The organism is Pseudoflavonifractor sp. An184 (assembly GCF_002160305.1).
Classification (GTDB): Bacteria; Bacillota; Clostridia; order Oscillospirales; family Oscillospiraceae; genus Lawsonibacter; species Lawsonibacter pullicola.
The window spans coordinates 1-15,681 of record NZ_NFKI01000033.1; the positions used below are offsets into that span (position 1 = coordinate 1).

At 52.2% G+C, this 15,681-nt stretch carries 12 protein-coding genes and 1 pseudogene; all 13 read left to right on the top strand.

Annotated elements, in window-relative coordinates; genetic code table 11:
* On the top strand, positions 1 to 1,016 hold a 1,016-nt coding region (locus tag B5F19_RS11120), incomplete at its 5' end, for a DUF4368 domain-containing protein (protein WP_140394219.1).
* Between the two features lie 85 nt (positions 1,017 to 1,101).
* Positions 1,102 to 1,197: pseudogene (locus tag B5F19_RS18330) on the top strand (Maff2 family protein); the annotation flags it as partial.
* A gap of 70 nt (positions 1,198 to 1,267) precedes the next feature.
* The gene (locus B5F19_RS11130; RefSeq protein WP_242659776.1) at positions 1,268 to 2,131 is read left to right on the top strand and encodes a CD0415/CD1112 family protein; all 864 of its coding nucleotides are present in this window, start codon (positions 1,268 to 1,270) and stop codon (positions 2,129 to 2,131) included.
* A gap of 4 nt (positions 2,132 to 2,135) precedes the next feature.
* Complete coding sequence (locus B5F19_RS11135) at positions 2,136 to 3,044, top strand: hypothetical protein (RefSeq protein WP_007709584.1); 909 nt, start codon at positions 2,136 to 2,138, stop codon at positions 3,042 to 3,044.
* Position 3,045: 1 nt separating this feature from the next.
* The gene (locus B5F19_RS11140; protein WP_006774460.1) at positions 3,046 to 3,438 is read left to right on the top strand and encodes a PrgI family protein; all 393 of its coding nucleotides are present in this window, start codon (positions 3,046 to 3,048) and stop codon (positions 3,436 to 3,438) included.
* Complete coding sequence (locus tag B5F19_RS11145) at positions 3,398 to 5,794, top strand: ATP-binding protein (protein WP_040411377.1); 2,397 nt, start codon at positions 3,398 to 3,400, stop codon at positions 5,792 to 5,794. The genes B5F19_RS11140 and B5F19_RS11145 overlap by 41 nt, the downstream gene beginning before the upstream one ends.
* The gene (locus tag B5F19_RS11150; RefSeq protein WP_007709580.1) at positions 5,791 to 6,747 is read left to right on the top strand and encodes a site-specific DNA-methyltransferase; all 957 of its coding nucleotides are present in this window, start codon (positions 5,791 to 5,793) and stop codon (positions 6,745 to 6,747) included. Before B5F19_RS11145 ends, B5F19_RS11150 begins: the two co-directional genes overlap by 4 nt.
* Entirely contained in the window at positions 6,744 to 8,714 is a 1,971-nt protein-coding gene (locus tag B5F19_RS11155; RefSeq protein ID WP_007709578.1) for a C40 family peptidase, read from the top strand. Before B5F19_RS11150 ends, B5F19_RS11155 begins: the two co-directional genes overlap by 4 nt.
* Before the next feature lie 21 nt (positions 8,715 to 8,735).
* Positions 8,736 to 9,002, top strand: coding sequence for a DUF4315 family protein (locus B5F19_RS11160; protein WP_007709576.1), 267 nt, complete (start codon positions 8,736 to 8,738; stop codon positions 9,000 to 9,002).
* Entirely contained in the window at positions 8,992 to 9,723 is a 732-nt protein-coding gene (locus B5F19_RS11165; RefSeq protein ID WP_007709574.1) for a DUF4366 domain-containing protein, read from the top strand. The genes B5F19_RS11160 and B5F19_RS11165 overlap by 11 nt, the downstream gene beginning before the upstream one ends.
* Entirely contained in the window at positions 9,720 to 11,795 is a 2,076-nt protein-coding gene (locus B5F19_RS11170; RefSeq protein ID WP_087290504.1) for a type IA DNA topoisomerase, read from the top strand. Before B5F19_RS11165 ends, B5F19_RS11170 begins: the two co-directional genes overlap by 4 nt.
* Positions 11,792 to 12,160, top strand: a complete 369-nt coding sequence (locus tag B5F19_RS11175) for a cysteine-rich VLP protein (protein WP_007709568.1) — start codon at positions 11,792 to 11,794, stop codon at positions 12,158 to 12,160. The genes B5F19_RS11170 and B5F19_RS11175 overlap by 4 nt, the downstream gene beginning before the upstream one ends.
* A gap of 125 nt (positions 12,161 to 12,285) precedes the next feature.
* Complete coding sequence (locus tag B5F19_RS11180; protein ID WP_007709558.1) at positions 12,286 to 15,681, top strand: YodL domain-containing protein; 3,396 nt, start codon at positions 12,286 to 12,288, stop codon at positions 15,679 to 15,681.

Genomic DNA, 15,681 nt, shown 5'->3' on the forward strand with positions numbered 1-15,681 from the left:
CGACCAAGATTGCCCGTATGCTTACGGAGCAGCAAATCCCCACGCCGGGGACGCTGGAATACCGCAGGACGGGCAGCACCCGCCGCTACCACCCCGGCTATGAGTGCAAATGGGCGACGAACACCGTCGTTCATATCCTCGAAAACCGGGAGTACACCGGCTGTCTGGTAAACTTCAAGACGGAAAAGCCCTCTTACAAGGTCAAACACAGTGTAGAGAACCCCGTGGAGAAGCAGGCCATTTTCCCCGACCACCATGAGCCGATTATCGACACGGAAACATGGGAGCGCGTGCAGGAGTTACGCAAGCAGCGCAAACGCCCGAACCGCTATGATGAAGTGGGGCTGTTCTCTGGTATGCTGTTCTGCGCCGACTGCGGCCATGTGATGTACCAGCAGCGGTATCAGAACAAGACCCGCAAGCAGGATTGTTACATCTGCGGCAGCTACAAGAAGCGCACCCGCGACTGTACGGCGCACTTTATCCGCACCGACCTGTTGACCGCCGGTGTCCTTTCCAATCTCCGGCAAGTGACCGAGTATGCCGCCAAGCATGAGAGCCGCTTTGTGAAGCTGCTTATCCAGCAGAACGAGATCGGCGGCAAGAGAAAGACCGCCGCAGCCACCAAGCAGCTTGAACAGGCGCAGGAACGCATTTCTGAAATCAGCCGCATGATTAAGCGGCTGTATGAGGACAATGTAAACGGCAAAATCAGCGACGAGCGTTTCATGGAACTGTCGGCTGACTATGAAGCCGAGCAAGCGGAACTGAAAAAGAGAGCCGCCGCCCTGCAAGCCGAACTGGACAAGTCACAGGCAGCCACCGTCAACGCCGAGAAATTCATGGGCATTGTCCGCAAGCACCTTGCCTTTGAAGAACTGACCCCCACCCTCTTGCGGGAAATGATTGAGAAAATCGTGGTGCATGAGTGCAGTTACGATGAGAACGGCACCCGCAGGCAGGACATTGAGATTTATTACAGCTTTGTCGGCAAGATTGACTTGCCCGAAGCCTAAGCCCGACCTATCCGGCACAATGCGCAAGCGCCGGATAGGAACGGCAAAATTTTTTACACTTCTATTGCTTCTTTATCACACACAAGCAAAAAGCCAGGGCATGAAGCAGCTCATGGCGGGCGGCGGCGTCGCTTTGATCGGCGGCACCCTTGTTCCGCTTCTTTCCAAACTTTTTGGATAATGCCTAAAACAAATACCACCCGCCGCGCCCTCTCGGAAACGGGAGGGCGCGGGAAAGGAGGGATTAACTTTTGATATGGCAGATGATTGAAGATTGGTTTCGTGGCATTTTGACAGACGGGATTTTATCGAACCTCTCCGGCTTGTTTGACAGCGTAAATACAGAGGTTGGAGAAATCGCAACGCAAGTCGGCACGACCCCCGCCGGGTGGAACGCGGGCATATTCAACATGATACGCAGCCTTTCGGAAAATGTCATTGTACCGATTGCGGGCGTTATCATTACCTTTGTCATGTGCTACGAACTAATCCAGATTGTAATTGAAAAAAACAATCTGCACGATCTCGACACTTGGATTTTCTTCAAATGGATTTTTAAGACCTTTGTTGCGGTGCTGCTGGTAACAAACACTTGGAACATCGTCATGGGAGTTTTCGACGTTACGCAGAGCGTCGTCAATCAGAGCGCGGGGGTTATCATATCCGATACAAGCATAGACGTTACCACCGTCATTACCGACATTGAAGCAAAACTCGACGCTATGAGCGTGGGCGGTCTTTTGGGGTTATGGTTTCAATCCCTCTTTGTAGGGCTTACCATGAAAGCCCTGTCAATCTGCATTATGCTTGTGGTGTATGGGCGCATGATTGAAATATATCTTGTAACGAGCGTTGCCCCTATCCCTATGGCAACAATGGTAAATCACGAATGGGGCAGCATGGGACAGAATTACTTAAAATCTTTGCTTGCGCTTGGTTTTCAGGCGTTTTTGATTTTGGTGTGCGTGGGCATTTATGCGGTCTTGATACAGACAATCGCAGCAACCGACGACATTTCCGGCGCGATCTGGTCTTGCATGGGCTATACCGTCCTCTTGTGCTTTACCCTTTTCAAAACGGGGAGCCTTGCAAAGAGCGTCTTTTCGGCACATTAAGGGGGTGAGTTATGATTTGAAAATCGGTTTAATCGACGTGGATAGTCATAACTTCCCCAACCTCTGCTTGATGAAGCTATCCGCGTATCACAAAACAAAAGGGCATAAAGTGGAATGGTGGAACGCAAAGGGGCGGTACGACCTTGTATATAAAAGCCGCGTCTTTACGGACACCTATTCCAAAGACACGATAACCGTTACCAACGCGGAACAGGTTATTTTCGGCGGTACGGGCTACGACACGAAAAACCGCTTGCCGCCGGAAGTGGAACACAGTTACCCGGATTATTCTATCTACCCGCAGTTTTTCGGGATTGCCTACGGCTTTTTAAGCCGGGGTTGTCCGAGAAATTGCGGGTTTTGCATTGTCAGCGGTAAAGAGGGGCGCAAAAGCGTTAAGGTTGCGGATTTGTCCGAGTTTTGGAAATGGCAGCCGGAAATAAAAATCATGGACGCTAATCTGCTTGCCTGTCCCGACCATGAAAATCTCATTGAGCAGCTTATACGAAGCCGCGCATGGGTGGATTTTTCGCAAGGGCTGGATATTCGCCTTGTGAACAGGGATAATGTCAGCCTGTTAAATCGGGTACGGATAAAAGCGGTACATTTTGCATGGGATAATCCCGACGAGGACTTGACCGGGTATTTCCAACGTTTTTTGGATTTGACAGCCATTAAAAGCAGCCGCCAGCGGCGCGTGTATGTTCTTACCAACTACGGCAGCACTCACGAACAGGATTTATACCGCGTGAACACCTTGCGGGCTATGGGCTTTGACCCGTATGTGATGATTTACGAGCGTCCAACCGCCCCGCCTGTTACCCGCCATTTGCAACGATGGGTAAACAACAAGCGGCTTTTCTATGCTGTTCCCCGCTTTGAAGATTACATTCCGGGCAGAAAGGAGGTATGAAATGGCGTATGTAACCGTCCCAAAGGACTTAACAAAAATCAAAAGCAAGGTAATGTTCAACCTTACGAAACGACAGCTAATTTGTTTCAGCGCGGCGGTGGCAATCGGACTGCCGCTGTTCTTTTTGGTAAAAGGCAGCGTTGGAACGAGCGCAGCGGCATTGTGCATGGTGCTTGCCATGCTGCCTATGTTTTTGCTTGCCATGTACGAGAAAAACGGGCAACCGCTGGAAGTGATTATTCGGCAATTTGTGGAAGTGAAGTTTCTTCGCCCCAAAGAGCGACCTTATCAGACCAACAATTTTTATGCCGCCCTTGCGCGGCAAGAGCAATTAGATAAGGAGGTACGGGCGATTGTCAAAGGAAAAGAAAAACACCCAAAACGAAAAGCGTAAACTTTCCCGACAGGAAAGAAAACAGATAGATACCCTTATCCGACAGGCAAAGGGCGACAGGAAGCCCCATACGGCGCAGGACAGCATACCGTTTGAGCGAATGTATAAGGACGGGATTTGCCGCCTTGCAAACGGGCGGTATTCCAAGTGCATTGAGTTTGAGGACATCAACTATCAGCTTGCGCAGCCGGACGACAAAACCGCCATTTTTGAAGCCCTTTGCGATATGTATAACTCGTTCGACGCTTCTATCGGCGTGCAGCTTTCCCTAATCAGCCGCCATGCGAACAAGGACGATTTCAAGAACAGTATCACGATTGCGCCGCAGAATGACGACTTCGACAGTATCAGAGCAGAATACACCGAAATGCTTAGGACGCAGCTTGAACGCGGAAACAACGGGCTTATCAAAACCAAGTTTCTCACCTTTACCGTTGAAGCAAAGGACATTAGATCGGCGCGGGCGCGTCTTGCCCGCATTGAAACGGACACCCTTAACCATTTTAAGGTGATCGGCGCAGCGGCGCGGGTATTGGACGGGAAACAGCGTCTTGAAGTGCTGCATGGGATTTTCCACCCGGACGGGGAACGCTTTAACTTTGCGTGGGAATGGCTACCCGCAAGCGGGCTTTCCGTCAAAGACTTTATCGCCCCGTCCTCTTTCCGTTTTGGCGACGGGCGAATGTTTCAAATGGGCGGCAAGTTCGGCGCGGTTTCCTTTTTGCAGATCGTCGCGCCGGAACTCTCCGACCGTATGCTTGCCGACTTCATGGACGCGGAAAACGGGATTATCGTCAATCTGCACATTCAGAGTATCGACCACAACGAAGCAATCAAGACGATTAAGCGCAAGATCACCGACCTTGACCGCATGAAGATTGAAGAACAAAAGAAAGCAATCCGCAGCGGTTATGACATGGATATTATTCCGTCCGACCTTGCCACCTACGGCGGGGAAGCAAAAAACCTACTCCGCGATTTGCAGAGCCGCAACGAAAGAATGTTTCTGCTTACGCTGCTTGTCTTAAACCTTGCAGATACCAAGCAGAAATTGGATAACGAAGTGTTCGGGGCGGCGGCAATCGCACAGAAATACAACTGCATTTTGACCCGTCTTGACTACCGGCAGGAACAGGGGCTTATGTCCTCTATCCCGTTGGGGGATAACCTTATCCATATCCAGCGCGGCTTGACGACCAGCAGCACCGCCGTTTTCGTTCCCTTTACGGTGCAAGAGCTGTTCCAAAGCGGCGAAGCATTGTATTACGGCTTAAATGCCCTTTCCAACAACATGATTTTGTGCGACCGAAAGAAGCTGAAAAACCCCAACGGCTTGATACTCGGCACACCGGGCAGCGGCAAAAGTTTTTCTGCAAAACGTGAAATCACAAACGCTTTTCTCATTACGGCAGATGATATTATCATTTGCGACCCCGAAGCCGAATATTACCCCCTTGTCGGACGTTTGAAAGGACAGGTTATCAAGGTATCGCAGAACAGCACGCAGTACATTAACCCTATGGATATAAACCTCAATTACAGCGAGGGCGACACGCCCATAGCCTTAAAGAGCGATTTTATCCTTTCCTTTTGTGAGTTGATTATGGGCGGTAAAAACGGGCTGGAAGCTGTTGAAAAGACCTTGATTGACCGCGCCGTTATCAGCGTGTACCGCAACTACCTTGCCGACCCGAAGCCGGAGAATATGCCGATTTTGGGCGACCTCTACGACGAGATCAAGAAGCAGCCGGAAAAGGAAGCGCAGCGTATCGCGGCGGCATTGGAACTCTATGTAAACGGCAGCTTGAACATTTTTAACCACAGGACAAACGTTGACATTCATAATCGCCTTGTCTGCTTTGATATTAAGGAACTCGGTACACAGCTTAAAAAAGTCGGTATGCTTATCGTCCAAGACCAAGTATGGAACAGAGTAACGGTAAACCGCAGCGAGGGCAAGGCGACGCGGTATTACATCGACGAGTTTCATTTGCTCTTGAAAGAGGAACAGACCGCCGCCTATTCCGTCGAGATTTGGAAGCGTTTTAGGAAGTGGGGCGGTATTCCGACAGGTATCACCCAAAACGTGAAAGATTTGTTGTCGTCCCGCGAGGTGGAGAACATCTTTGAAAACAGTGATTTTGTGTATATGCTCAACCAAGCCCAGGGCGACCGGGAAATCCTTGCCAAGCAGCTTAACATTTCACAGCAGCAAATGACCTATGTAACCCATTCCGAAGCGGGCGAGGGACTTATCTTCTATGGCAACGTGATTTTGCCCTTTATTGACCGTTTCCCAAAAGATACGGAACTCTACCGCGTGATGACGACCAAGCCCGGCGAGGTGTCAGCATGAAGATAGAAACGGATAAAATCTATTGCGGCGACAGCTTGCAGGTGCTTCAAACCTTGCCGGATAACTGTATGGATTGTTGCGTAACGTCCCCGCCCTACTATGCTTTGCGCGATTACGGCACAGACGGGCAGATCGGACGGGAAGCAACGCCGGAGGAATATGTTTCCCGCATTACAGCGGTTTTCCATGAGGTAAAGCGGGTGCTTACGCCGGAGGGTACTTGTTGGCTGAATATCGCGGACACTTATTGCGGCACAGGCAGCAAAGCCGACCACCAAGACCCGAAATATCCCAAAGGCAGGAACGGGCAGCAAGTGGCGGTAAACCACCGCGCCCCCGGCTGCAAGCCGAAAGACCTAATCGGTATTCCGTGGCTTGTAGCCCTTGCCTTGCGGGGCGACGGTTGGTATTTGCGCAGTTCTATCATTTGGCACAAGGGAAACGCCATGCCGGAAAGCACGCGGGACAGACCGACGCGCTGCTATGAATATGTGTTTCTGCTTACCAAGTCGAAGAAATATTACTACGATTGGCAAGCAGTAGCCGAGCCGATAGCCCCCACAACGGCGGTACGGCTGAAAAGCGGAGTTGGGAAAGGCAACAAATATGCCGCTACCGTTCCGGGGCAAAACCAGCCGCAGAAAATCAACCGTCCCCGCAGGAAAGGCGCATACACCGACGAAATGATTTCCCCCGTCCGCAGCCGCCGCAACGTTTGGCAGATCAACACAGCTTCCTATCGCGGCGGGCATTTTGCAGCGTTCCCGCCCAAACTTGCGGAAACGTGCATTTTGGCGGGCTGTCCTGTCGGCGGGATTGTGCTTGACCCGTTTTTAGGCAGCGGCACGACCGCAGCGGCGGCAAAAAGCCTTTCCCGCCGCTATGTGGGTATAGAGATCAACCCCGAATACTGCACCCTTGCAAAACAGCGTATTGGAGGTGATGAACATTGAGCAAGGAATTAAAAGCCCCCGACAAGGTAACGCAGAAAATGACCCGCGACGGGGCGGTTGCGGAAAACCTTACGACGGGCGAAACAACGAGTATCAGCGAAAGACCGCCGGAGGAAAACTATTCAGCCCCCGTAGCGGGAGCAGCGGAAAAAGCCACCCAACGTATTGGCACAGAGGTTAGCCGCCACTTTGAAAAGGGCGCGGAGAAAAAGACCCTTGACGCAGCACAGCTTAAAACCCATACGTCCCGCTTGCAGTTTTCCGAAGCGGAACGGGCAACGCCGGACCTGCAAAAGGCAATCAAAAAATCCGATACGGCGGCTGACCGTTTAGACAAAGCGCGGGCAGCTATCCCCAAACAGACCAAAATCACAAAAGAGCGCGTTTTTGACGAAGCCAAAGGCAAAGCAAAGACGCGCCTTGCTTTTGAAAAAACGGATAAGCCCCCAAACGGCAAGTTGCGTCATAACCCGTTATCCCGTCCGGCACAGGAATTGGACGCCGCCGTACATGGAAAAATCTATGAGGTGGAGAAAGAAAACGTCGGTGTGGAAAGCGGACACAGGATAGAACTTGTGGGCGAGAAAGCGGGCGGCATGACGACGCGGGCAGTAAAACGCGGCATACGCAGCCATAAGCTGAAACCTTACCGGGCGGCGGCAGCAGCCGAGAAAAAGGCAGCAAAGGCAAACGCCGATTTCCTCTACCAAAAGGCGCTGCATGATAACCCCGCCCTTGCGCACTCCAACCCGATTTCCCGTTTTTGGCAAAAACAGCGCATTAAAAAGCAGTATGCAAAGGCGTTGAAAACGGGCGGCAAGGTGAAAAAGACCGCCGAAGCCACCGCAAAGGCGGCGAAGAAAACGGCGCAGGAAACCAAACGGGCGACGTTCTTTGTCGTCCGGCATTGGAAAGGCTGTTTGATTGTGGGCGGGATTGCCTTTATCGTGCTTCTGTTTTTCGGCGGCTTGTCCTCTTGTTCCCTGTTCGGCGGCAACAGCGGCAGCGGCTTGATTGCGTCGTCCTATCTCTCCGAGGACGCGGATATTACAGGCGCAGAAAGCGCGTATGTCGCTATGGAAGCCGAGTTACAGGATATGCTGGATAACATCGAAAGCGAATACCCCGGCTATGACGAATACCGGGTAACGGCTGACGAGATCGAGCATGACCCGTATGTGCTAATCTCTATCCTCTCCGCTTGGCATGAGGGCGTGTTTACTCTCGATGAAGCGCAAAGCACCCTTGAAATGCTCTTTGATAAACAGTATATCTTGACGGTTACGGAGGAAGTCGAGGTACGCTACCGCACCGAAACGCGGACGGACAGCGAGGGCAACGAATACGACGTTGAAGTAGCCTATAACTATTACATTCTCAATGTGGATTTGGAAAACTTCAACCTCTCCCATGTTCCCGTTTACATTATGGGCGAGGAACAGCTATCCATGTACGCTATGTATATGTCGTCGCTTGGGAACAGACCCGACCTTTTCCCGCAATCCGGCTATATTTCAAAATACTATGAAAACCCGCCCGCAGATTACGAAGTCCCCGCCGCGCTGCTCAATTCCGATGAAAAGTTTGCGCGGCTCATTGAGGAAGCGGAAAAGTATGTCGGTTTTCCTTATGTGTGGGGCGGCAGCAGCCCGGAAACCTCTTTTGATTGCAGCGGTTTTGTTAGCTATGTGCTGACGAACAGCGGCTTATACAATACAGGCAGACTTGGGGCGCAGGGGCTTTACAACATTTCAACCCGCGTTTCCAACCCGCAGCCGGGGGATTTGGTTTTCTTTACGGGTACATATGACACACCGGGGGTATCTCATGTGGGTATCTACGTTGGCGAGGACGGGGACGGAAGCCCCGTCATGCTGCATTGTGGCGACCCGATACAATACGCAAAACTTGATACAAGCTATTGGCAATCCCATTTTTACGCCTATGGGCGGCTACATTACAACTGACTTTGAAAGGAGTTTATTTCTATGGCAAACACGAAACTTGACCGTATCGAAAGGGATATTGAGAAAACGAGGGCGAAAGTCCTTGAATACCAAAAAAGGCTGAAAGACCTTGAAGCGCAGAAAATCGAGGAAGAAAACGCGCAGATCGTTCAAATGGTGAAAGCGGTACACCTTGACGGGGCGCAGCTTGCCGCGTTCCTCTCCGCCTATGCCAACGGCGAAATCATTTTGCCGCAGCCGGACACAGACTATACCGACGAACAGGAGGAAACCGAAGATGAAGCATAAAAAACTGTTCCGCAGCGTTACCGCTTTGCTTGCCGCCCTTGTACTCATGGGCGGCTTTTCTGTTACCGCTTTTGCGGGCGGCGGTGATGTGAGCGACGAGCCGCCTACCCCCGTAACCGAAACCGAGCCGGAAGAAACGACGGGCGGCTATGAGCCGCAGCCCTTAACGCCGGAGGGCAACATGAGCCTTGTGGACGACATAACGGGCGAAGCGTCCGGCGATAAGCAGTTTATTACCGTCGTTACGAAAAACGGAAACTATTTTTACATCATCATTGACCGCGCCGAGGACGGAGAAAACACCGTCCATTTCCTCAATCAAGTTGATGAAAAAGACCTTTTGCAGCTTATGGAGGACGAACAGACCGAAGCCCCCGCTTGTAGCTGTACTGAAAAATGCGTTGCCGGAAGCGTCAACACCGATTGCCCCGTTTGCAGCGTCAATATGAGCGAGTGCGCGGGCAAGGAAGCCGAGCCGGAGCCGGAAGAAACCGAGCAGCCGGAGCCGGAGGAAGATAAAGGCGGCGGCATGGGCGGTGCTATTCTGCTTGTCGTGCTGCTTCTTGCCGCAGTGGGCGGCGGCGCGTTCTATTACTTTAAGATTATGAAGCCCAAAAAGGACGCGGCAAAAGGCAGCAGCAACCTTGACGATCTCGATTTTGACGAGGACGACGAGGACGAGGAAGAATTAGAAACCGAGCAGGAGGACGAGGAAGTATGAAACTTGTAATTGCAGAGAAACCGAGCGTCGGGGCGGCGATTGCCGCCGTACTTGGCGCGAATAAAAAGCGCAGCGGATATTTTGAGGGCAGCGGCTACCTTGTGTCCTGGTGTATCGGGCATTTGATTAGCCTTGCGGACGCGGCGACCTACAACGAGCAGTACCGAAAATGGAAGTATGACGATCTCCCCATTGTCCCGCAGGATTGGCAGTTTACCGTTGCCAGCGGCAAGGAGCAGCAGTTTTCCGTACTCAAAGACCTTATGCACCGCAGCGACGTTTCCGAGATTGTCAATGCGTGCGACAGCGGGCGCGAGGGAGAACTCATTTTTCGCTTTGTCTATGAACAGGCAAATTGCAAAAAGCCCTTTTCCCGCCTTTGGATTAGCAGTATGGAAGAAAGCGCAATCCGCGAGGGCTTTTCAAACCTCAAAGACGGGCGCAGCTATGACAACCTCTATCAATCCGCGCTTTGCAGAGCAAAGGCAGATTGGCTTGTCGGGATTAACGCGACCCGCCTTTTCTCTATCCTCTATCACAAAACGCTGAATGTCGGCAGAGTGCAGACGCCCACCCTTACCATGCTGGTAAACCGCGACTATGCGATCAGCAGCTTTAAGAAAGAAAAATATCATGTTGTCCGTCTGGACGTTGGCGGCGTTGCCGCCCTTTCGGAACGGCAGGACGACGAAGCGGCGGCGCGGCATATGAAAGCGGCTTGCGAGAAATCGCAGGCCGTTTGTACTTCCCTCAAAAAAGAGAAAAAGACCGTTGCACCGCCGAAGCTGTTTGACCTTACCGCGTTGCAGCGCGAAGCCAACCGCCTGTACGGGTTTACGGCGAAACAGACCCTTGATTATGCGCAAGCCCTCTACGAAAAGCGGCTTTTGACCTATCCCCGCACCGACAGCAAATATATCACTTCCGATATGCAGGACAGCACAAAGGAACTCATTACCGGGCTTTGTTCGCTGCTTCCCTTTATGCGGGACGTGAAGCTGCAAGCAGACCTTGCGAGGATTTGCGACAACAGCAAAGTAACCGACCATCACGCCATTTTGCCGACAGCGGAGTTTGTGAAAACGGGCTTTTCTTCCCTTGCCGAAAGCGAGAAAAAGCTAATGACCCTTGTATGCGCAAAACTGCTTTGCGCCGCAGCCGCGCCCTATGAGTATGAAGCGGTTACGGCGGTTATCTCTTGCGGCGGTTATACCTTTACCGCAAAGGGAAAGACGACGCTTTGCGAGGGGTGGCGTGAGATTGAAAAGCTGTCCCGCGCCGCGTCCGAGGAACAGGACGAGGACGCAGAGCCGGAAACCGTTTTGCCGCCGCTTGCCGAGGGGCAGACCTTTGACAATCCGGCAGCGGAGATCTCCGAGCGTTACACGCAGCCCCCGAAAGCATATACCGAAGATACGCTTCTGTCCGCTATGGAGAACGCGGGCAAGGAAGAAACGCCGGAGGACGCAGAGCGCAAAGGGTTAGGCACTACCGCAACGCGGGCGGGTATCATTGAAAAACTCATTAGTGCGGGCTTTGCCGAGCGCAAGGGCAAAAAGCTAATCCCCACAAAGGACGGGTATAACCTTGCCGCTATCCTGCCCGAAGTCCTTACGTCCCCGCAGCTTACGGCAGAATGGGAAACCCGCCTTACCGGGATTGCCAAAGGCAGCGACAGCCCGGACGATTTCATGCGCAGCATTGAGGAAATGACAGCGGGGCTTGTCAAAACCTATTCCGCGATTTCCGAAGATAAAGCGAAGCTGTTTACCCCGCAGCGGGAAGCAATCGGCACTTGCCCCCGTTGCGGCGCGACGGTTTACGAGGGCAAGAAAAACTACTACTGTTCCGACAGGGCGTGCAGCTTTGTCATGTGGAAAAATGACTTGTTCTTTCAGCAGCGCAAAAAGACTTTCACAAAGGCGATTGCCGCCGCCCTTTTGAAAGACGGAAAGGTAAAAATCAAGGGTATGTACTCCACCAAAACGGGAAAGACCTTTGACGGGGTTGTGCTGCTTGCCGACACAGGCGGCAAGTATGTAAACTTCCGCGTCGAGCAGAACCGAAAATGATTAGGCTTGATGAAAAGCAGTATCGAGCCGTTAAGAAAATGACCCGCGCCGCGTGCGCCAACAACGATTGCGGGAACTGTCTGCTATTGGACGACGGGGAAACTTGCGTGTGTGTGCAGAGTATCAGCTATTCGCTGTTATGCCGTTATTTCCGCGAAGCGGTTTTACCCGCAGACAGGCAGCTTTGCGAACAGATCACCCGCAGCGGGGAAACCGATTTGAAGCGTTGCGCGGTATGCGGCAGCACGTTTGCGGCGGGCAGCAATCGGGCGAAATACTGTCCCGATTGTGCGGCAAAGATACGCCGCAGGCAGAAAGCGGAAAGCGAGAGAAACAGGCGTTTACGGATAAGAACAACTACATAGCAAGCACAGCAAACGAGTACCCGTTTGCGAGAAATGCCCGCGCTGCTCTATGGGAAGCGCGGGCATTTTGCTTGTTGGGATAGTCCCAAACCCTTAAAAATCGAGAAAGGACGTGATGAAACAATATGCCGTATTCTTCATACGACCATGACAAATTGGAAACCGCCGAAACCATGCGGATAGAACGCCGGATATATTTTGAAGCAAAGGACGGGGATATTGCCCCCTATGTTTCCTTGCCGCCGGAGCAGCTACACGCCATGCGCGAGGAAAGCGCGGCAGCGGAACAGGCGATTTTTAACGATCTCTCAAGCCGCGCCGCCGCATGGGAGGAACAGGCGGGCAAAACGCTTTTGCTTGACAAAGCGATTGAATACACAAGGACAACCGTTGTGCAGCACACTTCTAACGAGTGGCAGAAAGGCGAATATGACCGATATACCCGCAGCAACCGGGTATATCAGATGAACTACCACATTTACGAGAACACCCGTTACGACAGGGAGAAGCAGCAAAGCGTCCCTTACTCTTATTCTCTCACATGGGGCGTTTATACCAACAGCCCGAACAGGAACGGGCAAGCGAAGATTGCCGGACAGGACAGAAAGGTTTTTTCCGACAAGGCGGCTATGGAAAAGTATCTGAATGGACGTATCAAAGCATACGACCGTCTGTTTACGGAAATCTCCCCGCCTATCCCGCAGGAGTACGCCGACTATTTCAAAGTAAACGGTATGCTCATGCCGGACTACACCATAGAGGGCGAAGAACTCCCGCAGCAGCAACAGGCGGCAGCTATCCCCGAAAATACCGGGCAGGAAAAGGAGCGTGAACACATGAGCGAACAGTTTTCTATTATGATAGGCAACCGCAGCCGCTTTGAAGCGGGCGACCCAAGCGGCTATTGGTTGGATATGCCCGCTACAAAAGAGCAGCTTCACGAAGCCATGCAGAGCGTCGGCATTACCGCCGATAACCCGCAGGATTTTTCCATTCGCGGCTATTCCGACGACCCGGAGAAACATATTGCTTTGCCTTATGAAATGGTATGCGCCGCCGACGTGGACGAACTCAATTTTCTTGCGGCGCGGCTCGAACAGCTTGACCCCGCCGAGGTTGGCAAGCTGAACGCAGCTTTGCAGCAGAAAAACGGGCTTGCAAATATCGGACAGGTAATTGACTTCACCTACAACGTGGATTTTTACGTCCATATCCCCGAAGTACATACCTACCGCGATTTAGGCGATTATTACTTAAATCAATCCGGCATGGTACAAATGCCCGAAAAATGGAAAGGCGGCATTGACCTTACTACTTTTGGCAGAAACGCCGCCGAGCATGAAAAGGGCGCGTTTACCGAATACGGCTATCTCGTCGAAAGCGGCGACGAGTGGGAGCGTCAGTTTGAGGGGCGCGAAGTGCCGGAGGAATACCGCATTATGAGTTACCCGCAGCAAGAGCGCGGCGAACAGGATAAAGTCTTTATGGACGCAGCCGAAGCGCAGCAGACAGAAACGCCGCCCGCCGAGCCGCCGCAGCCCCGCCCCGTCGTGCCGATTATCCTTTCTTCTGAAAAACCCGGCGACAAGGTAAAGGAGATCACCGCCCGTCTGGAACAGGGCATACAAGCGATTTTTGACAGCGACCGCTACAAAGAGTTTTTAACGGCTATGTCAAAGTTTCACGATTACAGCTTGAATAACACTATCCTAATTGCCATGCAGGGCGGCAATTTGGTAAAGGGCTATTCACAATGGCAGAAAGAGTTTGACCGCCATGTGAAAAGCGGCGAGAAAGGCATTAAAATCTTTGCCCCCGCGCCCTACAAGGTAAAAAAGCTGGTGGATAAAATCGACCCCGACACAAGAAAGCCCATACTTGACAGCGAGGGAAAGACGGTTAAGGAAGAAAAGGAAGTTACCGTTCCCGCCTTTAAGGTTGTAACCGTCTTTGACATTTCGCAGACCGAGGGCAAGGAGTTCCCCGATCTTTCGGTTAAGCCGCTGCTTGCCGATGTGGAACAGTACGAGGACTTTTTCGCTGCCCTTGAAAAAGCGTCCCCCGTTCCGATTGCTTTTGAGCAGATCACAAACGGCGCAAACGGATATTTCAGCTTGACCGATAAGCGAATTGCTATCAAAGAGGGCGTGAGTGAGTTACAGGCGGTAAAGACCGCCATTCACGAAATCGCCCATGCGAAGCTGCATGACGTGGACTTAAACGCCCCGCTGGAGGAGCAAAACCGCGTTGACCGCCGCAGCCGCGAGGTACAGGCTGAAAGCGTTGCCTATACGGTGTGTCAGCATTTCGGGCTTGATACGTCGGATTACTCTTTCGGGTATGTGGCGGGCTGGAGCAGCGGCAAGGAAATGACCGAATTAAAAGCGTCCCTTGAAACGATACAGGCGACCGCAAAGGAACTCATTACCGAGATTGAGGGGCATTTTACCGAATTGCAGCAGCAGCGGCAAGCCGAGCAGGAGCAGGAAGCGAAAGCAAAAGAAACCTTGCTTCTCAACGGCAAGGAGGACAGCTACGGGATTTATCAGTTAGCCCGCAGAGATGAAACTATGGATTTGCGCTTTGAGCCGTTCGACCGTCTGCAAGCAACGGGGCATACCGTTGACCGGGCAAATTATGAACTCGTCTATACCGCGCCGCTTACAAAGGATATGACGCTTGGCGGCATTTGGGAAAAGTTTAATATCGACCACCCCGCCGATTTTAAGGGGCATAGCCTTTCCGTTTCCGACATTGTTGTGCTTCATCAGAACGGCGAGAACACCGCCCATTATGTAGACAGCATAGGTTTTCAGCAGGTGCCGGAGTTTTTGCAGGAACAAGCGCAGCAGACCCCCGTATTTGATAAGCTATCTCCCGAACAGCAGCAAGCCCTATCCGATACCGTAAAAGATACGCTGCAACTGCTTGTAGACGCAGACAAGCGGATTTATGGCGACGTTACGGGCAAGACCCTTGAAGCAATCGCGGCACAAGGGTATTCCTACAAGGACGGGCAGCTTGAAAAGCAACAGCCGGAAGCGACCCCCGAAAGCCTTATGACGGGCGAAACCGTCAGAACGCCGAGGGGCAATTTTTATATTACCGACATGAGCCGCGAACAGATCGAAGCGGCGGGCTTTGGTTTTCATCATGCGTCGGAGGACGGGAAGTATCTCATTATGGGAAACGGCACACAGGCTTATGCCATAGCTGCCGAGCAGCCGCAGCGGGATAATCCCTTAAAGCACGTTGAGGATATTGTAGAGCAGAACGACAACAACTTTGACGGGCTTATCAATAACACGCCGCAAACGCCCACCGTCGCGGATTTGGAGCAGCGGGCAAAGGCGGGCGAAGCGATCTCCGTTGCCGACCTTGCGAAAGCGGTAAAAGCCGAGAAACGGGAGCAGCCGCAAAAGAAACCGTCCATTTTGAAGAAGCTGGACGAGTACAAGAAACAGGCGGTGCAGCAACCGAAAGACAAGCAGAAAGAGCAGAAAAAGGATTTGGAGGTTTGA